We start from the raw sequence: 26,075 nt of genomic DNA, 5'->3' as shown, positions 1-26,075 counted from the left end.
CTATCCGTCTCGAGGCCACGCCTCGTCGTCTCCGTCGAAGGGCGACCTCCCTCGTCCCCGTTCCCGTCTCCTTCCAGGACGACACTCGTCCTCATCGCCGCCGAAGCCGGACCACACGCCGTTGTCACCGATCACGTCGGGGCGTCCGTGATCGTTGTCGACGAGCAATCGAACCACCGACGCAGGACCGACTTCGATCGAGAGGGTCCCGTCCCGGTCGACGCGCTCGATGGACTGGGCTACTTCGTAGACATCCGGTTCTTCCCACGATTCCTGGAATTCGTGGGGAAGCGGTCGTTCGCTCGCGGTCGCGCGGTGGCGGGTGATCGCCACCGGCTTCCCGGCGTACCATTGGGGGAGTTTGACCGTTGTTTCGCTGTATTTCCGGAGGTTTCGGTTCGTCAGAAAGAGACACAGTTCCTTGCTGCGCTCGTTTTGCATGGCGGCGGCGTCGACGTATGGGACGTCCGCCATGTGACGAATGCGCGGGCCGGTGTCGGGAATCGTTCGCCCGGCACCGCCGACGTCGATATCGACCGCGTGCCACTCGGCGGCGGTCTCGAACACCGCGGAGTAGAGGCCGAACACCGAACCCGCCGGCGCAAGCGGGTTCGGATCCGGCGGCGACTCGGTGAATTCCGGCGGAAACAGACGCACGGGTACCCACGTCTGGGACGCCTCTACGACGGTCTCGCTTTGCCGGATGAACGAATTAAGCATCCCTGCGACGTACGATCCGCCCGGCATCGTCTCCGGTCCGGGGTACGGCGCGCCCTCGTCGACCGTCGGGAAAAGCCCGTACTCGCCGACGTTGATTCGGAAGTCCTTGATGCCCGCCTCGGCAGCATCGGTGCTGAGTTCGTCCATCAACTCCCCGAACTGCGTGGGGAACATGACCAGCACCTCGTTGTAGTCAATCGGCCCTGCGTCGTTTGCCTCGTACCACGCGTCTCGCTCCGCCTGCTCCTCGATTCCCCAGTTATAGCGATGGAGATCCAGTCCGTCGAGACGGTCGCCCGACTCCGCGAACAGCGTGCCGTTCCACTCGTCCGGGTCCGGCGTGTTCGCCTCGTCGTACCCCGGATCCATCCCGTCTGCGAGGACGGTGATGGAGTCGTCGACCGCCGTCATCGCATCGTAATACGCATTGAATCCAATCCGCTCGTCAGAACCGCTCGCGTACTCCGATGGATCGGCCGTATGGCCGCGTTGCCACGGCCCCCACACCTCGTTGCCGACTTCCCAGTGTTCGATGTCGTACGGCTCCGGATTCCCGTTCTCGGCGCGGAGCGCGCCCATCTCCGTCTCCACGGAGCCGTTACAGTATTCGACCCAGTCGGCGGCGTCTTCGGGGAGGATCTGTCGCTCCGAGGCCCACTCCCCCGGATTGTCCCACCAGCCGACGGTGAGACGCGGCGTGAGATCGGCGACCTCACACAACTCGAGGTACTCGTCCGTGCCGAAGTAGTTCGGATCGACGCCGCCCCACGCGTGGTTGAAACGCATCGGACGCTCGTCCAGCGGGCCGACGCCGTCCCGCCAGTTGTACTGGCTCGTAAAGTTCCCACCCGGCCACTTCAGCCAGGTCGTGTTCTGCTCTCGCATCAACGCGACGGTCGACGGGTTGAACTTGCCGTTGATCGCGTCGCCGGCCCGAAGCGTGATCCAATCCAAATCGACGTGCCCGCTTCCCTCCGCGGTGAACTCGAGGACGTACTCCCCGTAGGGGGTCTCGACGTTCGCGACCGATCCGGCGACGTACTGATCACCGCTGTCCTCGCTGAGTTCGACCGCGACCTCGTGGCGCTCCCAGCCGTCGCCGACGCTGACCTCGGCGGCTGCGAGGCATTCGCCGTCCATCGTCGTAATCGCGGCGGAAAGGGCCTCGAGCCCCTCGCCGCGAACCGAGAACGAGAGGTCGTATTCCAGTGTGCGGAAATCCGGCAGGACGATTTTCTGCGAAATCCCCCCACGGACGTCCTCGAGAACGACACGTTGGTAGTCGGTCGTCTCGACCGCGGCGACACCGCCGTCGCGCTGTTCGAATGCGACACCGTCGCCGTCGACGGGTTCCCACGGGAACGGCACGTTCTCGTGGCGGTCGATCGTCGCGGGGTCGAAGAACGTCTTTGGTCCGAAGTAGTCGTCAGTCGACCACTCCCTGGGGTAAAACGAGTTGTTCTTGACGTGCTCGGAGTAGACGCCGGGGTAGATCGTTCCCGCTTCGTAGTGCTCACAGAGGCGACCGAATATCTGATCCGACACGGGCCTCTCCGTCCGATCCGAGGGATCCACTGAGACCGTATTCTGTACGCCATCGGCGGCGTCGGGAGCTGACTCCGCCGCTGCCGTTCCGGTCGCAGCCCCGGCGACGATCATCGACTGGAGCGCTAAAAAACGCCGTCGCGAAACGATCCCGCGCTGTTCATCGTCGTTACCACGACTGCTGGTGGGCCTATGGTTGTTACCACGAACCATGAACCTATTATTCATCACCATTTATTAAGTATTCTTCGACAATGAGTCTGTTCGAGAGGAAGCTCGAGTGGAGCACTATTGCTTGCGTCTCGCTCGAATTCGAGCGAGACATCACCGTCCTCGCCATCGAAGACGACACCTTTGTCAACAGAGGCGGTGCCTCGTCGTTCTCGGCCATAGAACCGCGTTCTCTCCTCAACACACGATGTCTCGCGAGAGCCGATCGTCCACTCGAGATCGAACGAACCGACCACAGCAGGCGGAGGAGAGAATCGGGGTTGATCCCTGTGTTACGATTGTATTTGTGTAAAGAGCGTCGGTGACTGAATTGCCCTCTCTCCGGTGATAATAGCGAGTTCGTCGTGCAACCTTGCGCTCGATCGGCCACTAATAGAGAACGACGGTGAGCATGCTCCGAGTGAGATTCTGCAGTTACCCGGGTCGCGTTGATCCGTTCCGGTCGTTTGCGACCAGTCCCGTAGATGCCCGCTGTGACGGTCTCCCTCGATATAACCTTTGTACCAATACTAAGGAGTCATAGAACAGTTGGCATCGTTTCCGGATGTCGGTTAAGAGGTCCACTCTCAGTGGTTCTGCTGATCGAGATATCGACTGTTCCCCAGCCACTGGTTTTCAGGCTGTTTCTGAGAGGCACGAAGAATTCTATGACATTCTGTCAATACCGCTGGATGCCCTTACGGGCGTTCCACGTTTGACGACGGCGTCATTCTTGCTGGTCATGGCGATGTGTTTTCGTCACCGTGTTCGTTGTATGCGCCAACCGCACCCTATCCACCAGCTCCACCGCTACCTTCGGTGGTAGTAACGAGATACCCAACGGTCTCGCCGGGGTGATCGCTCTCAGAATCGTTACTTTGCTCTTCTTCGACTTCGATGTCCACACCGCTAGTATCGGGATCTCTGTATCGGAGGGTTGCCACATCGCCGCTGTTGGTTGTCTGCATATCCGCGACAAATTCGGGCGACGAGTAGCTACCATTGAACTCGAGTCTCTCCCAGCCGTCGGTTACACCACTTTTCCGCCCAATTTCGACCTCACCTCCGCCGAGGGTCGTCACACCGGGTTCGATAGCGATATAGGCGGTCACCTCACCACGGTGGCTTTTGTTACCTGTCTCTTGGAGTCGGACGATGAAGTCTTCTGTGTTTACATGCGCGTTGCGTGTAACGACTGGGTCCGAACCGTTTACTGACTGTGTCTGTGTGAACACGATGGGGGCTTGATTGAAGTTCGATTCGAATGTAAGAGTACTAAATGACTCGTCAGCGGTCGTCGTTCCAACTTCGAGGTTGTTCCCATCGCTCGTCACTCCGGTTCCTTTCTCCATCGCGAGGTAGCTGATTGTCTCAGGGCGGTGTCCATCCGCCGTGTATTCCCACTCTTCGATCATGTACTCGAAGCCACTGCTCGTCACATTCCGGATTCGAGTGTGACTGGGGTTCTCACCGTTGAACTGCGCTACCGGCTTCATTACCACGATCGGGTCAGCGAACGACTCGTCGAACGAGACACTTTGCCACATGTCCGAGTCCTGTGAAACTGTTCCGATTTCAGCGGTAAGCGACCCATCCCCGCCGCTCCCCCTATCGCCTCCGTCTCCGGAACGCGGATGACCGATATCCGAAGCGGGCTCGTCACGACCGTAGTGGTTATTGGTGAACGTAAGATTCATCCAGTTATCCTGGGGAGTCTTGTATTGACGGAACGGCTGTCCGTTTTCGCTAGTGTTAGTACTATCTGGTTTGTTCTGCCCATCCGGGAGATCGTGGTAGAACCAGTTGTTTTCTAGTATGGCCTGTTCATCCGGTACACCGCGAACGGTAACTCCTTCTTGTCCGGTTTTGTAGACATAACTTTCCTCAAACTGGAACGTATTGTGGTGGATGTGCATCTCGTCACCGGCGCGCTTGCCACCGGTTACGTCACCAGTCTCTTCTCCATGCATGTCGAATGCATGGCTGACCGTATGCGGTCCAACCAAATTATACCGCGCTTCATAACTACATCCTGGCGATCCACTCGCAGCGATTGAATGACGATTTCTATCGAAATAATTCCATTCGATTGTCGGATTGCCCACAGTAACTCGAACTCCGTATCCGTATCCTTCCATTTGGTTGTTATGGAGGCTATTATGGTGAATATGAGTGTTTACAGCATAGCCATCATAGGCACCAGTCATGATCGGCACCCACGGCCACCCATACATTTGGCAGTTATCTACCTCCACCTCAGAACCCATAATCAGGAATCCACGTGTCGCATGGGTACCCATAGCTTCGTCATCTCGACATTGTAAGCCGGTTTGGCCTTCGCATTTGCCTGGATTAAAATAGTCGGCTCGTGGCCCCTGCATCCGAAGACCAGTGATACGAACGTTATCACCCCTGATTTCGAAAACAGGGGTACCCGATTCTGAATTTGTATTGATATGGTCCGTATACAGCCGGCCACCGGGCGCACCGTTGATTCCGCGTCCACTGGCTAAGGTCACACCTGAGTTAATGTGGATGTTCCTCTCTTTTCCGAGGTCGATTGCTACATCATTCGGGATGTAGACGGTTTCTCCAGAATCAGCACTGCTTAGCTTATCGACCAGCTGATCTTTTGTAGAGACAGTATAGTCTCCTTTAGAAACTTTTCGCCCATACTGTTCCCCCCCACCAATGGCGGAGTCAACCGGTGCCGGGTCAGATAGAGGGTTCGATGCCGCGCGTGCAGTCCTCATTCCTTCAGTGAGCACTGCTGGAGATACGGCTATCCCAGTCGTGACAAGTCCTGCTCGCAGATAATCACGTCGCGAAACGCTGTCTTCCTCCAATTCGCTGTTTCGGGAATTCTCTTGTACCATGCATAATCTCGCTACGGCTTCGGACTTCATCCTACCGATTAATATATGAATTAAAACATAAAATTATTCTCATCTTCATATGGCTTAATCGATATACTACCCGTTCTGGATGTAGGGCACTAACTCTTCAGACCTAGCACCTCGCAAAGCAAGTTAGTTGAAACGTTTGATTGGTAATTATGCAATCACGAAACAGTAGGTGAACGACGAAACACACGCAGACCGTCCACTTTTCGTCGCCGGCTATGGCATCCGGTACTCTCAGTCGCGAACCTTCCTTTACAATGGTTTCTCAGTACCGGCTTCTGCGTCGGCTCGCGTCTCAGAAGCAGTTAATGAGAGGGCTTTGTAAGGAACCGATCTAAGCGATCACGTATCGTGCTCTGCGAACGCGTCGCCGGCGTCTTTGGCCATCTCCTTCGCTTCGATGTGCGAGTACGATTCTCGGACGACTTCTTCACTGTTATCCAGTAGACGGGCGGCGGCGGTAAATCCGCGTTGGCGAACCATCACTTCGCCCGCGCCGCGCCGGCCGCCATGTGGTGCGAGATAGCCGTGTTTATCGTCGAGATCGATGTCGGCACTCTCACAGAGACGCCGCATGATCCGTCGAGCGCCGTCGGTGTTGATCGAAGGTGGCGTGAGCTCGTGCGCTCGGAGCGCGTCGAATACGTCCACTTGGCCGGTGAGTTCGCCGACGTACTCCTTGACCTCCGTTTCCGACCAACCGCGGTCCTCCTGTAGCCCGTTCCGAAGCGTCTCGTAGAGCGTCGGGAGGTGAAATGTCGGAAAGACCGGCCAGTCATCCCCCGCGGGATCGAGGATTTTTCTGTATCGCGACATAGGATTTATCGTCTGTTCCGTTAGCGATCGATCGGACCAGTTTTGCTTCTTTGCGAGAACGGTCATCGTCCGATCCTCGAGCGAAACATCATCCCATCGGAGGCCGTTTCGACGGTCGTCTTTCGGATCTGCGAAAATCTCACCGCCGCGGACACCGGAATAGCAGAGGACGTAGACGAGCGCTCGGTCACGGAATTCTCGGACAGCGTCGAACCCCTTCTCGTCGGCAGCGTCGTGGGCCCGCTCGTCGACGTAGCGCGTAATCTGCGCTCGGTGGTCGTCGGTCCAGGCCTGCTGATCGCCCGATCGACGGCCGTCGTTGTCGGGGAGCGGTTCCTTCGCGACGTTTCGCTGGGCGTAGTTCGCCTCGAGGAGTCCTTCGCGAACGCACCAGCCGATGTAGGCGCTGACGTGTGCATAGTAGGTGAGCACCGTCCCTGCTGTGAGGTCTCGGTTTGTGAGTTCTCGCGCATATCGGCGGAACGTCCGTTCGTCTAACTCGCCGAACGTCCCGTCCGAGCGTGCGTCTTCCGCAAGCCATTCGAGGAAATCTTCGATACAGCGCTCGAGATTGCGTCGGTAGTTCCCGCTGTCTTCGCCGCCTTTCGATTTCGACCGGAGGAACTCCTCGAGCGGCTCGGCGACTGCCATCGATGCTGGATTCACGTGCGATCACCCTCGAAAGGCAGTTTCCGCTTCCCTCTCATTGTTCGTGATTCGTAGAGAAGACGGACTCTCATAAAACCACACTTGATTAATTGGCGTCAAGTAGATCTACGTTGTTGTTCGCGTAGTGTTCAAATAGGTGATTCCGGCACTGTCTAGATAAGGGAAACCGCAAGACGTGGAACCAGTGAAGACGTGATGGCTCCTGTGACATCGTCATCTCGTCTCTGACAGAAGTGGGACTCGATCGACGAGCAACGAACATTCAGCTACCGCAGCATACTTCTCACAAAGAGTGAGTATTTCATCCTTCAGCAGTAGTGCTGCGACAGCCGCTAAAGCGTCGATCGACGCCAGAAGTGCGTAACTAGACAGTGCCGCCGCTGTGTGAAACTCAGCGAGCACTCCATCAACGTGTTTAGGGTTGCGGATCTTCTCTTCGAGGTCATCAACTACCAAGTGTTTCAGCCCTATTATCATAAAATCCTCGAGAAGAGACGAAAAGAGACCGACTTACGCGACTGCTTCTCTTCGGGTTCGACGATGTCTTCACCGTCAGTGTAACGCATCGGTCGGACGTAGACCCACACGACCTCGTTGCCCGACGATACTGAGGCGTAGTTGATACTCTCGAGGGGCTTGATGATCTCGTCGAGAACAGCGCTCTTGGGCGTGACGTTGTCGTAGAGCTTGTTCTTTGCGGCCTCGAGGGTCACGCGAAGCTCGGTTTTATGGGGAGCCGATGCGCGCTGGTGGAGCATCCGGTAGGCATCAGCGAGCCGTTCGTCGTCGGGAAGAATCGGCTGGGACTCGTGCAGATCGCCTTTCGCCTCGATTTCGTTCCGGACCAGTTCGCGCAGCTTCTCGCTTCGGTTCTTGTCCTCGCGGTCGGCGATCTCGTCAAGCGTCTCGAGCAACTCGTCGGGACAGCCGAACGAGACGCGACTCGAGGGATCGTAATCCATCCGGGCCATCACTGGCTCACCCCGATTTGCATATCCGGTGAATACGCAGACGGCGTCGGGACGTGCAGTTCGTATACAAGGGGGTGGGGACCCGTACGGAGACGGCTATCGCGCAGGTGTGTATGCGCCTCATGCGAGACCCTCCACCTCCCACTCATAGTCACGGTTTGCTCGATCGCAGCATCGTGTGGTTCTCCCTCGAGCGTCTCGTTGGTCGCGTGGTGTCTCTCGTGTTCGTCGTCGGGGCTGCCGTCGGTCGCCCCGACACTGATCAGCCCGAGGAAGTCCCCAGTCCCGCTTGCAACCCAACAATTAAATTATGATGGTTTCAGAAATATATAAAACAGCATCTATTTATTACCGGACGGTATGTGTGGGAAATCTACTGGTGACGGGAAATTGGAGTGGGTGAGTTCTCGATTTCGACCTGGTTCACTCGGACGGCCTTTCGGAATCCTCTTCGTCGCATCCATAGGTTCATTCGTGCTCTCAACGATGAGCCTCATAGTACTGGGCTGGTGGCTGCCCGCAGACGTACCGGAGTTTTCGGTAGGTGACCCACCCGTTCTCGCCTTACTCGGGTCATGGGTGGGTATGTGGGCGTCACCGCTTGTGTACAGCGGCTGGTCGTTCTGGCAACTTCGAGGGATGACAATCGAACGATCCCGTCCACGATCCCGAAACCCACTGGTACGCGGGTACCAATTGCTTGCACTTGTGTCCGCAGATCTAGACGAGTTAACAGCGTACGAAAAACGACTGCAACTGATCATCCAATCGTTTCTCCTCGGAACGATTATACTGGTCGGTCCCACGTACCTCGTCGTGAGCGGTCACGGGCGGGGTGTCACGACTCCCAACTATAGTAGTCATTAGAAGTAATTGCTCACTTTTGGAAGCGAGAGTTGATCAAGAGCGGTATCAATCGCTGCTGTGAGTTCAGGAAGTGAGTCAAAGAGCCAGTTGCTAGGGCTGCTTGGAGCTGTCTCCAGCACTCCTCGACCGGATTTAGTTCGGGAGAATACGCCGGTAATCTCATGAAGGCGAGGTCGTCACGGGCCGCCAGGTCCGTGACGGCCGACGCCTGAAAATACGGCGCTTCATCCAGCACGATGATTAGATCATCTTCGAACTATTTCCATAACGCAAGAATGAAATGTTTTGCGTGGGCGGCGGTAACGTACTCTTCGAACCGAGAGAAAAAGAGATCACCGTCCTCGGTGATCGCGCCCAACAGACACGTCCAGTCGCGTTGTCCAGACAGTTCGACGGACGGCCGCGTGCCGCGCGGAAACTAGGCGGCACGCGGCTCAACTTGCACGGATTTTTGGTTTGATCGATACAGACTACTGTGGCGTCCATCTCCCGCCGCTTTTTTTGAGTTCCTCACGGAACGTTTCTTGCTCCTCAGCATCTGATTCGACGGCTGTAGGACGTGGTTTTGATAGCTCAATCCCGCTTCTTTGAGCAACCGCCGGCAACTCGAGATTGAGTACTTGACATCGTAGGTCTCGTTGAGATACTGCTGGACGAGCGCCGGCGTCCACGCCGACGCGTCTACCCCAACTTCTTCGGGAGATTCGTGGACTGTTTCTTCGAACTCTTGTTGCTCTTTTTCTGAGAGCTTTCGCTTTCTCCCAGATCGGTGAGCATCAGTAACAGCCTGCTCAAGCGACTCGTCAGTGTCGAGTCGCTTGAGCCAACTGTAGATTGTTCGTCGGCCGGTGTTGTGCCACTCGGCAAGTTCGGTCTGCGTGACGCCGTTTTGTACGCAATTGCCGCTAATAGCCGCTGTGACGGCTTCTTTCCCCCGACGTTGTCGAGTGCATCGTGAAGCTCTTCGAGGGAGATTTCGTCGAGATGGTCTATTACAAACAGTAACAATTTATGGGCAGAAAATTCTAACAGCTACTATAGTTCGAAGATTGAAATCATCTAGAGCGTCTTGGTTCTTTCACTAAATTATTGTTAGACGTACTATGGTAAGTACGATTTTCCGTCCGGGAAATGGTCTATCGCCACGATAAACCCATTAGCCGAATGGTCACAGGATTCAGAGGATAGGCAAAGAAATTTCCGCTGGGCAGCCGCATCTATATTCGTGACAACGACCGATCAACTCGCCAGATTCGTTCAAGAGGTCTCTGCTAAAGAGTTCTCTGAGAATACACAGGAGGAAGTGAAAAAGCGGGTACTTGATTCGGTCGGCATTGCAATCAATGCCTTAAGGGCGGAGCCAGTGGAGGTAGTTCACCAGACTGTCCAGCGAACTAACCCTGGTGACGACTGTACACTCTGGGGCCGAAATGAGACTGCGTCGCCGGTAGGCGCTGCGATGCATAACACAGCGTTGACTCGCTATCTCGATTTCATGGACTCTTTTCTCGCGCCTGGAGAGACACCCCACCCAAGCGATAACATCGGAGCCGTCGTTGCGGTCGCCGAGGCTGCCGACGCGTCTGGTGAAGAACTTCTCGAGGGCATCGGCGTCGCCTACGAGGTTCAGGGCGAACTTGCCTGGAACGCCCCAGTCCGCGACATGGGCTGGGACCACGTGACCCACACGGTTCTCTCGGCGACTTGCGGCGTTGCGAAGGTACTCGACCTCGACGTCGAAACGACTAGGGACGCCATCGGCATCGCCGGAACCGCCCACAACGCCCTCCGCGTAACCCGCACGGGTGGCATTAACGAGTGGAAGGGTATCGCGTCGGCCAATGCTGCCCGCAACGCCGTCTACGCGGCCCTGTTGGCCAGTGATGGGATGGAGGGACCGAAGAACCTCTTCGAGGGACAAAAGGGGTGGAAGCAGGTGATCAGCGGCGAGTTCGAGGTCGATCTTGACCCACGCTGCACCCACGTCCATGACGTCATGACGAAGCGATACGTTGCGGAAACGTACGCCCAATCTGCTGTCGAGGGCATCATCGAACTGGCCGAACAGGAAAATCTCGATGGGAGCGATGTCGAACTTATCGATCTGAAGACGTTCGCCGGCGCGAAGCTCATCATCGGTGGTGGCGAGGGAGATCGCCACACGGTTGAGACAAAGGCACAAGCCGATCACTCACTCCCGTATATGCTGGCAACAGCACTCCTCGACCGTGAGATGGGGAACGCCCAGTATGAGCCGGAACGCATCACCCGTGATGACGTCCAGTATCTCCTCCGGCACGTCACCGTTGAGGAGGACGAGGCATTTACTGAACGGTTCGAAGCCGGGGAGATGCCCGCTCGCGTGACGGTCGAACTCGAGGACGGCGCTACTCACGTAGTCGAGAAGGACGCCTTCCAAGGCCATCCAACGAACCCGATGAGCTGGGACCAGATCGAGTCCAAATTCCACGATACGGCTGGCACTCACCTCGACGAAGATCGTCGGGACACTGTCGTTGCGACGGTCAGGAAACTAGAGTCGCATACCGTTGACGACCTGGTGAGCCTGTTGACGTAGGCCGTTTTCCCGTCTGTTGGGTCTCGTTAAACGGACTATCCGCGTCGCTAAGTTTTCCATAGGTATTCCTCATATTCAGATTAACCTGATCATTGCACCCCGCACTAAGGATACAGACACCGAAGCTGCTACCGGATTATGGTCGACCGCACGTTCGAGTTCCTGCATCACAACGAGCGCGAAGAGAAGCCCCGAGAGAAAGGTATCACGGAGATTCGGGGACCATATTACGATCCCATGGGGCCCCGCGAGCTCCGCGACATCTTCGAGACGATGGGGCAATACGTCGACATCTACAAGTTTAGCGGCGGCTCGTTCGCCCTAATGCCGGAGGAGGCCGTGACGGAGCTAATCGACGTCTGTCACGAGTACGACGTCAAGGTGTCCACGGGCGGGTTCGTCGAGAACGTCCTTATCCGCGATAACGACAAGGTCGAGCAGTACTTTGAGGAGGCCGAACGGCTCGGGTTCGATATTGTAGAGCTTTCGAGTGGTTTCCTCGCGATTGGAACCGACGACATGGTACGGATGACTGAAGTCGTGGCAAATGACTACGAAATCGATCCAAAACCGGAGATCAATGTCCAGTTCGGAGCAGGCGGCGCTACCGATCCCGAGATTCTCGAGGAGCAGGGCCAACAGGACCCCGAGCAGGCCATCGAGGAGGGCCGTCGCCACTTAGATGCTGGCGCCGAATTACTGATGGTTGAGGCCGAGGGTATCACTGAAGAGGTGACTGAGTGGCGAACCGATGTCGCCTACCAGATTGCGAACGAACTCGGGATCGAGAATCTCGTGTTCGAGGCGCCGGGCCCCGAAATGTTTGAATGGTATATCAAGAACTTCGGCCCCGAAATCAACCTGTTCGTGGATAACTCCCAGATCGTCGAACTCGAATGTATGCGTTCTGGCCTCTGGGGCAAGGCGACTACCTGGGGGCGGACCGTCACGTGGAAGGGTGATGACCTGTAGCTAGACGCTATATCTGTTGGGCAACAGTAATCAGATAACATGGGTCTATAGCGTTCTATTTCGATCACGATTTCATCGAGACTGGCACTGCAGAGATGCAATATCTACTACTTCCATGTCTGTGTAGGCAGAGTAGAGAGACGATTACGCTCCATGGACATCGCTTGGCGTTCCACGTCTTTGTCGAGTTCTGCGATACGATTGACGCCGTCAAACTGGGAGAACGCGCGAGCGCGGTCAGATCTCGGAATACAATTACGTAACGGATATCTTGAAGATAGTCAGTGATTTCGGTCAGAAGACGAACTATCGTAATAATTTGATATCTAGTAGGCGTCTGGAACGTGATGTTGTCTACCGTCCGAGGCGCAGAGCAGTTCAACGGGATGATTATCGTCTCGTAGCTGTTTGTTCGTTACGTATATTTCGCATTCCGCGGTAGAGAATAGCCACGCTCATCGCTAATGCACCGCCGAGAAGAAGGGTCAAACTGAGATCGTGTAACAGTTTGATATCGAATGTATGGCTGATGGTTTTACTTGCGACCGACACACTTCCGACGAGTAGCATGACACCGAAGCTCGTTCTGAGCTCTGCATCATTAAGATAGTCAGTCAGCAGAGCTCCAATGCGGGTTCCGACCGTACTGCCGATCAACAGAGGGAGCAGCATGGCGAAATGAATCGCCCCTCGCTGTCCGTACACGAACGTCCCGTAGGCACTAGAGATTGTGATCTGAAAGATATCCGTTCCGACCGCGACGGCTCCCGGCATCGCCAGACCGTACACAAGTGCCGGCATCATTAGAAATCCTCCGCCAACACCGAGGAATCCGGACAGAATTCCGATCAGTACTGCGATTAAGGACACGATCCAGATCGAGATATCGATGCTTCCGTGAAAGGAAACCATGGGCGGTAAATAGACTCGCTCGAGGGCCAGTGGAGCTCGATTCACGACATCCGTCTCTTCTTCGAGTGCGGGATGTCGTCCGTCACGGATGACAAATATGCCAACTACGGCGAGAAGGACGACATAGAGTATGCTCACTACGAGATCCGCAAGTCCGAAGCCAGCGAGTACGAGTAGTGCTCGCTTCCCGATTTCGATGCCGACCGTCATCCCGACGATTAGCAGACTACCGAGCCGATAGTCGATATGATCGAGCTCTCGATGAGCAAGAGTAGCAACAAGCGAGGTCCAAAACACGAACGCAAGACCGGTTCCAACAGCGGTGGGAGCGGAATGGCCGAGAACGAGTAGTGCCGGGGTGACAAAGAAACTCCCACCCATCCCAAAGAAACCAAAGAGGATTCCGACAGTCAAGCCGAACACGACGAAAAGGAAGACGAGTGGGATGGTTACCTCGAAAAGGCTCATATGTTCACACACGGTCGCAACCACTACAATCGTTTCTCCCTTGAGGCGAGCAAAACAGTAGGTGATAGCTAAGTACTGTTCCTGTGGTTCACGATCACCACGACTTGGAGGAACCAGTGAATGACCACGGACATGGCCCCCTCATGGCCACACCGAATCTGAAAGTCATGTGCTCTCCGGTAGGCTGACTGTCGTCATGGACAGACTCCAACTTGAGGCCTCCGAGGCTCGAATTAAATTTATTGGGGGATTGATTATTATCCACACAAATAGGGCCGAAAGACCAGTCGTTAGCGTTGTTTTCGCCTTCTGATTCAAACAGATATCCACCATGACCCGCAACGACTTCCTCACTGCTCCGTGTGAGGCCTATTTCCAAGGTGGTCAACTTCTTCTATAGCTTTCATAGCGACATCGCCCAATTCCCCGGCCTCAATATGCGAATACCGTTCACAGACCATCTCTTCCGAATTATCGAGATATCGAGCCGCGACCGTGTAGCCGAATGCCCGTACGAGGACTTCGCCCATCCCACGTTGACCGCCGTGGGATGCGAGATAGTCGTGGTTCGGATGGTCGATATCAATCTCTGCTGCGTCTGTGAGTCGCTGAAGGATCGCCCGTGCGCCATCCGTCCTGATCAACGGCGGCCGCACACCCTCGTCAAGCGCCAGTAAGAGGTCACGAGCATACTCACCACGTCGCTTTTCGATTGCATCTGGGGATTCCCCTTGGTCGGCCAGCTCATTCTGTACGAGCGTCGCGAGCGTCCGTTGATCGAACGTCGGAAACACTGGCCACCGCTCCATTGGTGGATCCATCAGCTTTCGATAACTCCGAAGCGGCGAAATCACCGGGTCAGTATGGCTGGCGGCGTCCCACTGCTGTTTCTTCCGATAGACATCCATACTCCCGTCGTCAAGCGAGATCTCCTCCCATTGAACCCCGCGCCGGCGCGGGTCGTTCAGGTCCCGAAAGAGTTCGCCAATTCGGACTACTGTTACGTGAGGACGAACACGGGGACCCGGACGACGTTGACGACGACCCATGGTTCAACGACGTACTCAAGGCGATTCGTGAGGACGAATACGAACTAGCACAACAGAATAAACCTATTTACGTCTCGTTTGGATAGGTGATGCCATGCCTGCCCGCGATAATGATAGGGGATTAAAATCTATAAAGAAAACATTAGATATAATAAATTTAATTTCAGAGTTAAATGGCGCAAGAACATCTGAAATCGCGGCTGAGTTAGACATCCCCAAGAGTACAGTACATATACATCTCCAGTCACTCCTCGATCGAAGATATCTCGTTAAAGAAAACGATATCTATTATACTGGTCTGAAGTTTCTCGATATCGGAATTCAAACGCGAGAGCGACTTCCAATCGTTGAAGCCGCTCATGCTGAACTCGAGACGCTTGCTGAGAAAACGGAAGAGACGGTCTGGTTGTTCACGGAAGAAGAAGGCCTCTGCGTCTACCTAGACTTACATACGAGCGATCAGTCGATCCGCGCCCGTGGGCGTGTTGGGAAACGGGAAAAGATGCACTATGTTTCCGGCGGAAAAGTTCAACTTGCACACATGAACAACGAAAAGGTTGAGGAAATCATTGACCGTCACGGCTTACCGAAAAAGACCGAGAACACGATTACGAATAAACGCCAATTATTCGACGAGCTAGAAACGATTCGCGAAAACGGATACGCAGTGAACGATGTTGAAGAGATACCCGGCGTTTACGCGGTCGCAGCGCCGATTCTTTATAACCAGGATGTTGTTGGGGCGGTTAGCGTGTCTGGTCCGGAGAATCGCATGAAGCAAAATGAGAAAAAAGAGATGGTCCAAGAATCAGTACTTGCCGCCGGCAACACGATCAGCCTGAAACTTGACTACGATTGACGAATTGGCGGGAGCGAGTGATAGCACTGCATTAGTTCGTTTGCAGTAGACGAAGCACCGCCTGCGATCTCGGTCGCCAATTGACGCTATTACGCATTGGGATCATCCTTCACACCTCGTCGTTCTTTAAGAAATTCTATAATAGTCAGTTTCCGACTGCGATAGTATCCTTTGTCTAGTGTTTCAGTCTAATGCCTGCAGTAGTATTGGCTCAGATATGCAATATTATGGCCAGGTGGGATCAGAACAGGTAATTAGAAATTCGCAGATGATTGGTCCTAGAGTGATCTTTTAGGACAAGGCGGATCTAAGATGTCTTTTCTGGATATTTGCATTATTTTGCTCTCTAAATAGTCCGATACTGCCCGAATTCCAGAATACCCATCTACAACTACTCCCCATATTTGTATTAGGAATCAAATAATTACTTGTTTCCCCCTCTTTATCAGTATTTCTCATTTGATACAATACTTGACGCGGTGGGGAATATAGAATTAATATTATATGTAGGTATCTCGGCGTGTTCAGTACGTCCAGCACGAGTTTCTAAAAATTGATCGACGCTTCCCTGTCCGATGTCTTACCAGCGACGACTCACCGTGCTCTTATAGGTCCGGCTCGTCTGTCGAGAGGTAGACGGCCTTTTCTTGGGTGTAGTGACGGAGCGCGTCTTTACTCAATTCACGACCAATTCCCGAGCGCTTGAATCCGCCAAAGGGGGCCCCTGGAATCGGCGTAGCATAGCCACCGTTAATCCAGATTGACCCTGCTTCGATATCAGCAGCTGCTCGGTGAGCGATAGATGTGTCCGTAGTTGCCACACCTGCTGCAAGTCCAAACTCGACATCGTTGGCGAGTTCGATCGCTTCCTCGTACGAATCAAACGTGATGATCGTCTCGACTGGACCGAAGATTTCCTCCTGAGCAATACGCATATCGTTGTCTACATCCGTAAATATCGTCGGTTCGACGTACCAGCCGTTGGCCAGCGATTCATCATCGGAGACACCGCCACGGACGAGCGTTGCTCCTTCTTCTTTTCCGACTTCGACGTACTCGGTTACCTTTTCGTACTGGTCTTTCGAGACGAGCGGCCCAACCTTGGTGCCCTCCTGAAGCGTATCACCGGGTGTCAACGACTCAGCACGGTCCGCGAGCCGCTCGGTGAACTCCTCGGCGATATCGTCGTGGACAAGTACTCGCGAACAGGCGTCGCAGGACTGTCCGGCGTTGTAGAAGATTCCGTGAGAGATGTCTCGGATGGCTTTCTCGAGGTCTGCGTCAGGGAAGACAAGATACGGCGACTTCCCGCCGAGCTCGAGAGTGACGGGAGTAATATTCTCCGAGGCAGTTCGCATGATCTGCTCGCCGGTCGCGTCCTCGCCTGTAAAGGAGATTTTCTGAACCGTCGGATGTTCCGTCAGCGGTGCACCGGCCTCCGTGCCGAATCCGGTTACGACGTTAAAGACGCCATCCGGGAGCACGTCCTTCGAAAGCGAGGCAGCATAGAGCGCTGACAATGGCGTCTGTTCGGCGGGTTTGAGGACGACCGTATTCCCTGCAGCGAGGGCAGGCGCGACTTTCCACATCGCGATGATCAGGGGAAAGTTCCAAGGGACGATGAGTCCGACCACGCCGTAGGGTTCGTATCGCGTATAGACGTGGGTATCGGGTCCGGTCGGAAGAGTCGACCCTTCGTCGGCTTGTGCGACCTTTGCGTAGTATTCGAGGAATTCGATCGCATACTGTACTTCGGCTTTCGCATGCGTGATCGGTTTTCCACCGTCAACGCTCTCAATTAGTGCCAGGTCATCGGCGTTTTCCTTGAGCGCTGTCGCCCACTCGAGGAGACGGTTAGACCGCTCCGTGGCGTCCGTGCTCTTCCACTCTGACTCAAACGCCGCTTCCGCGTGCTCGACAGTCGTATCGACCGAGTCGGCTCGACACCGTGGAACCGAGAGGATAGGTTCATCGACAACCGGGTCTCGTGTCTCGAAGGTGTCACCGTCGGCAACAGCCGCCCATTCCCCGTCGACCCATGCGTCAAACTCGCCAAGTGCAGCGACATCTTCTCGTGCGCGTTCGTGATTCTGCTCGATATCGTCTGTATAGTACTGTGAAGACACGTTGGTCACCAGTTCGTGTGTACCGCCTTGCCAAGGCACCGTCTTAGCCTTTTCCATCTAGTTGTTTATGTTTTATATGGAAACGTACATCGCCCTCGTGACGGCCTGTCCCCTCTCTGGGGGCCGTTTGATGCAGTTTTATTGGGATAACTAGGTGGGTTCGGTGCTCACCGCATAAATACCGATGCTCATGACGACAGCACCGAGGAAGAACAATGGCCCAACTGATTCGTGGAGTACCAGCACACCGAGTCCGACGCCGATAGCTGGTTGGGCGAAGAGGTAGATGGAGACCGTTCCGGCCGACGTATACTTCAGACCGGTGTACCAGAGGTACCACGCGGCGGCCGTGCTCATGATACCGAGATAGAGGATTGCTAGTACGACCGAGGGGGAGAGATCTGCGAGGGTGAATGGTCGCTCGTAGAGTATCCAGTCGACCGGGAGAAACACCGCGATCATCGGCACCGATGCAAGTGCCGCGTACGCCGCTACCTCAACGGGTGAGTACCGCTGGATCAGTGACTTCCCGAAGACCGTAAACGAGGCCCACGCCAGACTGGAGGTGAAAAACAAGCCGACGCCAAGGTAATTTGATGCGGCGATCGACGACATTCCGTACTGCGCAAACACGATGCAGGCGACACCGCCGACGGCGACGGCAACCCCGCCGAGTTTCCGCAGTGTCATCGTCTCGTTCAGGTGGTGAACGCCGAGAACCAGCGTGAAAATCGGTGTCGCCATGGTAAAGATCGACCCCTGGCTGGCGTTTGTGAAGTCGGTTCCAACGAACTGGCCAACGATCGTGATCGTCACGAACATGCCCAAAACACCAAAGCCGATCCAGTCTCGCCGTGGAACCGCTCGAGTGGGTTTCGTCACCTGAACGATCACCATGAGCGCCAGCGCACCGATTGTTACGCGGAAGAAGCCGAGAGTGATTGGACCGATCACCGGGAGGCTCCACTTCGACACGACGTACATTCCACCCCACATGAGAGATGCGAGCAACGGGCCGATATCACCGATGAGTTTACTATGCTTCCTCTGTCGTATTATCGACGGCGACACCATACTCACGGACGTTCTCTAACCGCATTAATATATGTACCTACTAGATGATGAACTCAGACATCGTAAGTGACCGCCTGTAGGCACCGTCTCTGTCAACTATAGTCACAAAAATTATTTGTAACCCCTTCCGAAAGGGGGCTATATGGTTTCGTCGAGAGAACTCGATGCATACCACTTCTATCGACAGGAGTGGGATAGCTATGACCAGCTCAAAGAACAGTTCGAATGGGACATCCCCGAGACGTTCAATATGGCAACGTACGCCTGCGAACGCTGGGCTGACGATCCCGGTCGCGTCGCGGTTTTCTACGAGGACGAACAAGGTAACACCGAGACGTACACGTTCTGGCAGCTCGATCGAATCACGAATCGTCTCGCTCATTACCTCCGTGAACGCGGAGTAGAACGGGGAGATCGAGTCGGGATCAACTTGCCACAGCGCCCCGAGACGGTGATGGCTCACGTCGCCGTCTGGAAACTCGGTGCCGTCTCGCTTCCACTCAGTACCCTGTACGGCCCTGACGGGTTGACGTATCGTCTCGACGACGCGGACGCGAAAGCCTGCATCGTGGACGAAGAGAACGTGGACTCACTCCGCGAGGCGGCGACCGACTGCGACGCGCTGGAGACGGTCCTCACGACGGGTGCGGCCACGCCGACCGAGGACGAAGTCGATTTCTGGGAAGCAATCGAGGAGCAGCCAGCCGAGTTCGAGACGGTGGCGACCGACGCCGAAGAACCCGCGTTGATCCTGTACACGAGTGGTACTACGGGCGACCCGAAGGGCGTCGTCCACGCCCACCGTATCCTTCTCGGTTTCCTCCCAGCTATCGTCACGACGGTCGGGAACAACGACATCCGTGAGTCGGATCTGTTCTGGTCACCGACCGAGTGGGCCTGGATTGGGACATTGTTCCTCGTCGTCGTCCCACCTTTATTCTACGGTCGTCCCATCTTAGGGTACAACGGTGGGAGCTTCGATCCCGAGAAGGCCTTTGAGTTGATCGAACAATACGGGGTCACGAACTTCTTCGCACCACCGACCGCGCTCCGGATGATGATGCAAGTCGACGATCCAACAGACCGCTATCACACCGAGACCGTTCGTACAATCACGAGCGGTGGCGAGACGCTCGGAACGAACATCGTCGACTGGACCGACGATACGTTCGAAGGAGCCGCGCTCAACGACTGGTACGGACAGACCGAAGCCGATCCGATCGTGGTCGGCTCGAACGCACTCATGGAATTCAAAGAGGGCAAGATCGGTCAGCCAGCACCCGGCGTCGAAGTCGCGCTCGTTGACCCCCACACTGGCGAGCAAATCACTGAAGCCGGAACGATCGGGGAGATCACCGTCAATGTCGAGGCGAGCGAACCGGTCTGTTTCAAAGAGTACTGGAACAAGCCGGAGAAGACCGCGAAAAAAGTCCAAGACGGTTGGCTCTACACCGAAGACCTCGGCGTAATGGACGAAGACGGCTATATCGCCTTCCACAGTCGGAAGGACGACGTGATCATCTGTTCGGGGTACCGGATTGGTCCAGAGGAAGTCGAGGAATCGGTCATGAGTCACCCGGCCGTCCAGGACGCGGGCGTCGTCGGCGTCTCCGATGATGTCCGTGGCGAGGTTCCGAAGGCGTTTGTCGTCCTCACCGACGAGGCGGAGGCGTCCGACGGCCTGAAGGAGGACATTCAGACTCACGTGAAGGACCGATTAGCCAAGTACGAGTATCCGCGAGAGCTCGAATTCATCAAATCGCTCCCGCAAACGGCGACGGGTAAGACCAAGCGAAACGCGTTACCGACCGACGACGACCGATAGAGCGCTCACTCGAATCGATCGAGCGCAACTGGACCAAGGTCTGAGACGGTATCTGTCCCACCGTCAAGGATCAGATCGGCGACGATCCTGCCGACCATTGGTCCAATTTGGAATCCTTTTCCGCTGAACCCGGCTGCGATATAGTACTCTGGAAGATCCGGGTGCCGGTCGATGATCGGTTCGGTGTCCGGTGTGATCGTGTAGATACCTGCCCAGCCGTTCGCTATCTTAAAGTCCGTAAATTCCGGAACGCGGTGGTCGATAAGGTCGAAGACGTCAAGCGCGAACTCCTGATCGTGGCTTTTCTCGTAAATATCAGGATCTGCCGGCTGCTCGTCTTCGCTTACTTCTTGATGAAGTCCCATCATGGCCTGTTCGCCGCCCTCGTCTCTGAAGTATAGTCCCGGCTTACTCCCCGCAGGTGTGTACTCCATCACCATCGGGACGGTGTAGCCAAGTTCGAAGTCGGCTGGCGGTTCGGCCACGAGCACCTGTCGTCGGTACGGTGCTGCGGGGAGATCGAGATCGACATCTTCGGCAAATTGGGGTGCCCAGGGACCGGCGGCATTAACGACCGACGTACACTCTATTCGTCCGTCGCTGGTTTCGATGGCCTTGATATCACCGCCTCGCGTGACGACCGTCTCTGCTTCGACGCCCGTTCGAATATCAACGCCTCGTTCTTGTGCACGTTCCGCGTACACCTGGGTAATCGTGTAGGGGTCTGCGTATCCGTCGCTCGGCCCGAAGATAGCACCGTGAACATCCTCGGTATTCATGTCAGGCACGAGCTCTTGGAGTTCGTCCCCCTCAACGTACCGAGCGTCGTCGATACCGTATCGCCGCTGGATACGGATGCTCTTGCGATATGTTTCTTCTTCCTCAGGATCCATCAGAAGACGGGCGTAGCCGACCTGATTGAACTCTGCACGCGTCTCTTGGGCGAGCCGTTCGAACTCCGCAACGGCTTGAGCACGAATCTCGACATCGAATTCGGTCATGAATTGCGTCTCGATGACGCCTGCTGATCGACCGGTCGACGCTGAGGCTAACTGTTTCTTCTCAAGGAGGACGATGTCGGTCTGCCCTTGCTTCGCTAGGTTGTTCGCGATACTTACACCAGTTATGCCGCCGCCGACGATTACAATCTCCGCTGAGTCGGGTACTGCCATCAGCCGACTGTTTTCCTTAGGAGGTAAATATGTGTATTGGTCCCGCCATCACATAGCATAGTCTGGTTGTGCTAACTACTATCATAGAATATGAACAAGATCACCAGTCGCTTGACCATATCGTCCCGCGTATGAAGCGACTCTACGCTACCAGTTTACGTCCTCGATAGCGTGTCCGTACTCGTTGACGATCTCTTCCTGTTGCATGATATCCTCGATATCGAGGGCGTGGTTGAGTACGTGCTTATTGAGGCGGAGAGCGGTCTGCGACTTCGAGTCGATCAAGTCTCTCGCAACCGATTTAACCTTCTCTTCGAGGCGGTCGGACTCGTACACGCCGGCGAGAAGTCCGAGCTGTTCCGCCTCGCGCGCATCGAATTCCCTGCTCGTGTAGATCAGTTCCTTCGCTTTCCCGCTTCCAATCGCAAGTGGAAGGAGAATCGACGATCCGTTGGTGATCGTGACGCCAATCTCCGATTCGGGCATCTTGAAAGTCGTCTCCGGCGTCGCATAGCAAATGTCGAACGAGAGGGTCCACTCGAATCCGCCACCGACGACCCACCCGTCCAGTTTCCCAATCACGATACCGTCAAACGAACGCACGGCGCGCGTAATTTCTTGGAACAGATCGCCAGCGTCGTCTTCTTCGTCAAGATCGGCACCGGCTGTGAATGCAGCACCCGCGCCCTCAATGATGAGGACATCGAACTCGTCGTTCGACTCGTCAACCGTCTCGGCGAGAGACGATAATAACTCGATATTGAGCGCGTTGAGCGATTCTGGTCTGTTCAGCGTGATCCGTCGGATTCTGTCGCTGACAACTGCCGTCTTCAGGCACATATCAAATCTATAGAGGAGACCTAGGTCTTAAATTTCGCGCTTTTCATCCCTCTCGTGTTCGTTTGAGCGGGTTCAACGATGTAGAACGATCATCGAAGACGATGTCCGGGTCGTGTTATTCGCAAATGTTGTGCTAAGACTGTTGATGAGGTTTCGCTGTATTTGATGGCCGCTTCGACCGGACGATCAAGACCCGAATCATCAAATAACACGGCTCGTCGTTCAATAATCCTGTGTAGCCGTTATTTACAAACGTATGCTTGTATCCAAGGTGGTACACTTCACGCCCCTTCATTACAACCATACCAGTGTAAGATACATCTTCACCATGATGTGTGACAACCAGTCACGATCGAATTCTGCGTTCGATAACGTTGGATTCGCGCCGGTTGTGGATTACTCGGTAATATGTTCCCCGTCGCTTGGAACCCGCCGCTTGACGATACTCGGATCAATCAACGAGAGGACCTCCGTCCCAGCTTGGTTCGTCGTCGTAATCCCTACTTCGAGCTCTCCCCAGTTGGGATCCGATGGAGAGTCCCACTTATCGATTACCTCGACACGAATGGAAAGCGTATCGCCCGGGAATACAGGTGCCAAAAACCGAACGTCTTTCAGCCCACGTCCGACCACGAACGCTACGTCCTGGAGGAATTCGTCACTATAGAGCCGGATTGTAAGGCACAGTGTGTGGAGTCCGCTCGCGATGATACCGTCGTACATTGACTCGCGCGCTGCTTCCTCATCGACGTGGATCGGCTGTGGGTCGAATTGCGTCGCAAAGTCGACGATCTCGTCTTTCGGGACTGAGATGCTGCCGAACGATTCTGGCTCTTCAACCTCGATATCTTCGTAGTATTGCATCGCTGCAACTCGTCTTTCACTCGTCAGTGCATTAAACTGATACCGTTCACAGCCCAATGCATTCATAATAACGCTGATATAATAGCTGCCCTGAACTACTGATAAGGAAAGATATATATGGTGCTCTATCCTGGGTTGATTTGGCACACCATGAACGGATGGTACATACTCGGCCTTGAGGGGTCCGATTGGCGTGAAAAACTACTGTTTTTCACGACGATTGGGTTCGTGTGTTCGCTGGCGAGCGTCGGGATCATCAATCCCGATCTTCTGGCCAACACGATGAACGGTGCGTTCGACTTCGTGATCCACCGCTTCGGGTGGTGGTTCATGTTACTCGGTTTCCTCCTGTCTGCAATTATGGTTTTCTTCGCGTTCTCCCGGTACGGGAATGTCCGAATAGGTGGCCCTGATGCGAAACCCGAATTCGATACGTTCTCGTGGTTTTCCATGGTGTTTACCGTCGGATTCGCGGCGTCGGTGATCTTCTGGGGCGTCGCCGAACCGGCGCTTATCTTCAACAATCCACCGAAACCGATGCCGGTGGAAGGATCCACTAAGAGCATCGCGCTCGCATTTATGTTCCTTCACGACATCCTTCCGGGACTAGTCGCTTGGTTCATGCCTTTGGCAGTCGCGTTCGGGATCATCCTCTACACACGGGGTGCAGAGAGCTATAAAATCAGTTCGATGCTCGAACCGGTCTTAGATCGCGAGCGATACGCGGTCGTCTACTGGGTAACCGATCTTGCCGCACTGATCGCCATCGTCGGCGGTCTTGCGACCTCGCTCGGACTTACAGGACAACAGCTCTCGAAGATCATTTCCAGCGTTTACGGCATCGAAACAGGAGTAATCACGTACGGGCTGTTCGTCCTCATCGGCGTCTTGTTTCTGGTCGACGTTTGGCTCGGCCTCCGCTCGGGCATTCGGAATATGGCTCGCGCGACCGTCGTTCTCGTCACGATTTTGTTCTCTATCTTACTGGTAGTCGGGCCGACGTTCTACATCTTTAACATCAGTCTTGATGCTGCGGGAATTTGGATTGGAAGTCTCCCAAGACTGATGCTATACACCGGTGGCACCGCGAATTCCACTTGGGCCTATGAGTGGACGAGTTTCTGGTGGGCATGGTTCGCGGCTTGGGGCATCTTCGTTGGAAGTTTCGTGGCACGCGTCTCTAAGGGACGGACGATCCGCGAAACCTTCATCATACTCGGCATAGCCCCAGCGTTCTTCCTATTCATCCAGCATGGTATCCTCGGTGGTTGGACGCTGGCTCCCGGGAACGTCGACGCAATCACGACCGCCCTCACCGAAAACGGCGAACCGGCAGCGCTCGCCGAAGCGATCAATATCACGCCGATGTCTCCTCTGATCGGACTGTTGTTCATGCTGGTGCTCACGGGCTATGTCATCACGTCGCTCGACTCTGCAGTCTTCATGCTCTCGTCAATCAATATCGGCGACGAGGATCCGAACGCGCGAAACCGTGCCTGGTGGGGCGTCGTCTTGGCTGCTCTCGGTTTGATGACGCTCGAGTTGCCGGGGACGCGACCGCTTGAGTCTTTCTCTGCCGTGTTAGCACTTCCGTTCACGGTTTTCTTCTTGGTCATCCTCTACGCAACCTACGTAACCATCCGAGACCACTATCACGATGTGTATGGGTCAGATCGAGACTCATTATTCACACGACATGAGGCCGACTCAGAAACTCCTGACGAATCGTCGTCTACATCGTATGCAGATGACTGATATCCATCAATACAGCCATTAATAGGGGATCGTTTCGGCTATTCCGAAGTGCTGTTGAGGTCTACTACTTAGTCTTTCCCTTTATCAACATCTATTGGTGCTGGTTCGTTACGCATGAAAAGTGAGGCGCATGATTATCTGGTTCTCTATGCCAAAAATTGGCCACATCAGTGGATATAGCGGCTAAATTAATTTGTGGAGCGTGAGCAGATACCGCGTCAACCGATGGAGTTCGGTATTCGATACCATCTTGCTAATTTATCTTTTTCAAATACTATTCAAAGATGAGAGAGGTTGATATCGAACACAGTCGGAAGTAGCTCACGATTAGGTTCACAAGTGTGATCTACAGCCGGCAGTTGATGAGCCTCCGAATCACGTCGCGCTTGACGAGACCGTGATTCGACATGACCACACCGTTATTGGTTGTACACTACTGTTGACTCACAAACGAACAACATTCTCCATATATGGCTATAGTCAACGACTACAACCGCGTTGATAGAACAATTCTTGCAGAAACTCTCTGAGAAACATGACCTCAACGATGCCATGTTTCTCGTCGATGTTGCAAAACAACTCTAGACTTCACTCCGCCTATTTAGACTCCAATTTTAATATAAAAACATAGAAATTAGAATGTAACCGAACATATCATTTGAAGGATAGAATGCTGTACCTCCTTGTTCTCAAACTGCTCTAACCATGCGAAATCATCAACAGTAGAATCGTTGCTCCATGCCTTCGCTGTCGGGCACAATATTACAAGGTAAACGCGACCCTTCTAGGGGGCAAATGACCTCAAGTAAACGACCAGTTCAATGTACAATCGTCAGTACCTCGTAGCATAGCTTCTTTCTTAGAACGACTCCTGAAACCG

Annotated in this window: 16 protein-coding genes and 3 pseudogenes; 6 read left to right on the top strand and 13 right to left on the bottom strand. The window is 54.7% G+C overall.

Annotation, left to right across the window (positions count from 1 at the left end; translation table 11 throughout):
* The 6 genes and pseudogenes from ACJ70B_RS20700 to ACJ70B_RS20675 all read right to left on the bottom strand — a co-directional run bounded on the left by ACJ70B_RS20700 (position 1) and on the right by ACJ70B_RS20675 (position 9,694).
* Positions 1-2,265 carry an alpha-L-arabinofuranosidase gene (locus tag ACJ70B_RS20700; protein WP_408960322.1) on the bottom strand — a complete coding sequence of 755 codons (2,265 nt, stop codon included), beginning with the start codon at positions 2,263-2,265 and terminating at the stop codon, positions 1-3.
* A 1,001-nt stretch (positions 2,266-3,266) separates the two neighbouring features.
* Positions 3,267-5,351, bottom strand: coding sequence for a hypothetical protein (locus ACJ70B_RS20695; protein ID WP_408960321.1), 2,085 nt, complete (start codon positions 5,349-5,351; stop codon positions 3,267-3,269).
* A 369-nt stretch (positions 5,352-5,720) separates the two neighbouring features.
* On the bottom strand, positions 5,721-6,845 hold the full coding sequence (locus ACJ70B_RS20690; protein ID WP_408960709.1) for a tyrosine-type recombinase/integrase: 1,125 nt from the start codon (positions 6,843-6,845) through the stop codon (positions 5,721-5,723).
* 231 nt (positions 6,846-7,076) lie between these two features.
* Positions 7,077-7,340 (bottom strand): hypothetical protein, encoded by a 264-nt coding sequence (locus ACJ70B_RS20685; protein WP_408960320.1) that lies wholly within the window; start codon positions 7,338-7,340, stop codon positions 7,077-7,079.
* Complete coding sequence (locus tag ACJ70B_RS20680; protein WP_408960319.1) at positions 7,337-7,834, bottom strand: ribbon-helix-helix domain-containing protein; 498 nt, start codon at positions 7,832-7,834, stop codon at positions 7,337-7,339. The genes ACJ70B_RS20685 and ACJ70B_RS20680 overlap by 4 nt, the downstream gene beginning before the upstream one ends.
* An 863-nt stretch (positions 7,835-8,697) precedes the next feature.
* Positions 8,698-9,694, bottom strand: a pseudogene (locus tag ACJ70B_RS20675) (IS630 family transposase).
* 232 nt (positions 9,695-9,926) lie between these two features.
* Between ACJ70B_RS20675 and ACJ70B_RS20670 the strand changes: the two are divergent.
* Complete coding sequence (locus tag ACJ70B_RS20670) at positions 9,927-11,279, top strand: MmgE/PrpD family protein (protein WP_408960318.1); 1,353 nt, start codon at positions 9,927-9,929, stop codon at positions 11,277-11,279.
* Positions 11,280-11,417: 138 nt separating this feature from the next.
* Positions 11,418-12,251: a phosphosulfolactate synthase gene (locus ACJ70B_RS20665; RefSeq protein ID WP_408960317.1), complete on the top strand. Its 834-nt coding sequence runs from the start codon at positions 11,418-11,420 to the stop codon at positions 12,249-12,251.
* A gap of 390 nt (positions 12,252-12,641) precedes the next feature.
* Here the strand turns inward: ACJ70B_RS20665 and ACJ70B_RS20660 are convergent, their stop codons facing one another.
* Both ACJ70B_RS20660 and ACJ70B_RS20655 read right to left on the bottom strand, forming a co-directional pair.
* Complete coding sequence (locus ACJ70B_RS20660; protein WP_408960316.1) at positions 12,642-13,631, bottom strand: sulfite exporter TauE/SafE family protein; 990 nt, start codon at positions 13,629-13,631, stop codon at positions 12,642-12,644.
* A gap of 350 nt (positions 13,632-13,981) precedes the next feature.
* Positions 13,982-14,632: pseudogene (locus ACJ70B_RS20655) on the bottom strand (site-specific integrase); the annotation flags it as partial.
* Between the two features lie 142 nt (positions 14,633-14,774).
* Between ACJ70B_RS20655 and ACJ70B_RS20650 the strand changes: the two are divergent.
* On the top strand, positions 14,775-15,539 hold the full coding sequence (locus ACJ70B_RS20650; RefSeq protein WP_408960315.1) for an IclR family transcriptional regulator: 765 nt from the start codon (positions 14,775-14,777) through the stop codon (positions 15,537-15,539).
* A gap of 605 nt (positions 15,540-16,144) precedes the next feature.
* On the opposite strand, the gene ACJ70B_RS20645 is transcribed toward ACJ70B_RS20650, so the two are convergent.
* Positions 16,145-17,665, bottom strand: coding sequence for an aldehyde dehydrogenase family protein (locus ACJ70B_RS20645; RefSeq protein ID WP_408960708.1), 1,521 nt, complete (start codon positions 17,663-17,665; stop codon positions 16,145-16,147).
* 150 nt (positions 17,666-17,815) lie between these two features.
* Positions 17,816-18,739 carry a DMT family transporter gene (locus tag ACJ70B_RS20640; RefSeq protein ID WP_408960314.1) on the bottom strand — a complete coding sequence of 308 codons (924 nt, stop codon included), beginning with the start codon at positions 18,737-18,739 and terminating at the stop codon, positions 17,816-17,818.
* A 142-nt stretch (positions 18,740-18,881) separates the two neighbouring features.
* Between ACJ70B_RS20640 and ACJ70B_RS20635 the strand changes: the two genes are divergently transcribed.
* Positions 18,882-20,564, top strand: coding sequence for an acyl-CoA synthetase (locus ACJ70B_RS20635; RefSeq protein ID WP_408960313.1), 1,683 nt, complete (start codon positions 18,882-18,884; stop codon positions 20,562-20,564).
* Between the two features lie 5 nt (positions 20,565-20,569).
* On the opposite strand, the gene ACJ70B_RS20630 is transcribed toward ACJ70B_RS20635, so the two are convergent.
* From ACJ70B_RS20630 to ACJ70B_RS20620, 3 genes are all read right to left on the bottom strand, one after another.
* Positions 20,570-21,736, bottom strand: coding sequence for an NAD(P)/FAD-dependent oxidoreductase (locus ACJ70B_RS20630; RefSeq protein ID WP_408960312.1), 1,167 nt, complete (start codon positions 21,734-21,736; stop codon positions 20,570-20,572).
* A 147-nt stretch (positions 21,737-21,883) separates the two neighbouring features.
* Complete coding sequence (locus tag ACJ70B_RS20625; RefSeq protein ID WP_408960311.1) at positions 21,884-22,576, bottom strand: enoyl-CoA hydratase/isomerase family protein; 693 nt, start codon at positions 22,574-22,576, stop codon at positions 21,884-21,886.
* 396 nt (positions 22,577-22,972) lie between these two features.
* Complete coding sequence (locus ACJ70B_RS20620) at positions 22,973-23,440, bottom strand: MaoC/PaaZ C-terminal domain-containing protein (RefSeq protein ID WP_408960310.1); 468 nt, start codon at positions 23,438-23,440, stop codon at positions 22,973-22,975.
* A gap of 150 nt (positions 23,441-23,590) precedes the next feature.
* Here ACJ70B_RS20620 and ACJ70B_RS20615 point away from each other — a divergent pair, with 150 nt between their 5' ends.
* Together ACJ70B_RS20615 and ACJ70B_RS20610 are read left to right on the top strand one after the other, a co-directional pair.
* The gene (locus ACJ70B_RS20615; protein WP_408960309.1) at positions 23,591-25,195 is read left to right on the top strand and encodes a BCCT family transporter; all 1,605 of its coding nucleotides are present in this window, start codon (positions 23,591-23,593) and stop codon (positions 25,193-25,195) included.
* 195 nt (positions 25,196-25,390) lie between these two features.
* Positions 25,391-25,968, top strand: a pseudogene (locus ACJ70B_RS20610) (IS6 family transposase).
* Positions 25,969-26,075: the final 107 nt, after the last annotated feature.

The organism is Natrinema sp. 74 (assembly GCF_046097095.1).
In the GTDB taxonomy this organism is placed as follows: domain Archaea; phylum Halobacteriota; class Halobacteria; order Halobacteriales; family Natrialbaceae; genus Natrinema.
This window is presented reverse-complemented; position numbering and strand designations above follow the sequence as displayed.

Excerpts from the sequence above, each read along its gene's own strand:
- ACJ70B_RS20695 (WP_408960321.1), bottom strand. The coding sequence starts at position 5,351 with ATGGTACAAGAGAATTCCCGAAACAGCGAATTGGAGGAAGACAGCGTT.
- ACJ70B_RS20690 (WP_408960709.1), bottom strand. The coding sequence starts at position 6,845 with ATGGCAGTCGCCGAGCCGCTCGAGGAGTTCCTCCGGTCGAAATCGAAA.
- ACJ70B_RS20685 (WP_408960320.1), bottom strand. The coding sequence starts at position 7,340 with ATGATAATAGGGCTGAAACACTTGGTAGTTGATGACCTCGAAGAGAAG.
- ACJ70B_RS20680 (WP_408960319.1), bottom strand. The coding sequence starts at position 7,834 with ATGGCCCGGATGGATTACGATCCCTCGAGTCGCGTCTCGTTCGGCTGT.
- ACJ70B_RS20665 (WP_408960317.1), top strand. The coding sequence starts at position 11,418 with ATGGTCGACCGCACGTTCGAGTTCCTGCATCACAACGAGCGCGAAGAG.
- ACJ70B_RS20660 (WP_408960316.1), bottom strand. The coding sequence starts at position 13,631 with ATGAGCCTTTTCGAGGTAACCATCCCACTCGTCTTCCTTTTCGTCGTG.
- ACJ70B_RS20650 (WP_408960315.1), top strand. The coding sequence starts at position 14,775 with ATGCCTGCCCGCGATAATGATAGGGGATTAAAATCTATAAAGAAAACA.
- ACJ70B_RS20640 (WP_408960314.1), bottom strand. The coding sequence starts at position 18,739 with ATGGTGTCGCCGTCGATAATACGACAGAGGAAGCATAGTAAACTCATC.
- ACJ70B_RS20635 (WP_408960313.1), top strand. The coding sequence starts at position 18,882 with ATGGTTTCGTCGAGAGAACTCGATGCATACCACTTCTATCGACAGGAG.
- ACJ70B_RS20630 (WP_408960312.1), bottom strand. The coding sequence starts at position 21,736 with ATGGCAGTACCCGACTCAGCGGAGATTGTAATCGTCGGCGGCGGCATA.
- ACJ70B_RS20625 (WP_408960311.1), bottom strand. The coding sequence starts at position 22,576 with ATGTGCCTGAAGACGGCAGTTGTCAGCGACAGAATCCGACGGATCACG.
- ACJ70B_RS20620 (WP_408960310.1), bottom strand. The coding sequence starts at position 23,440 with ATGCAATACTACGAAGATATCGAGGTTGAAGAGCCAGAATCGTTCGGC.
- ACJ70B_RS20615 (WP_408960309.1), top strand. The coding sequence starts at position 23,591 with ATGAACGGATGGTACATACTCGGCCTTGAGGGGTCCGATTGGCGTGAA.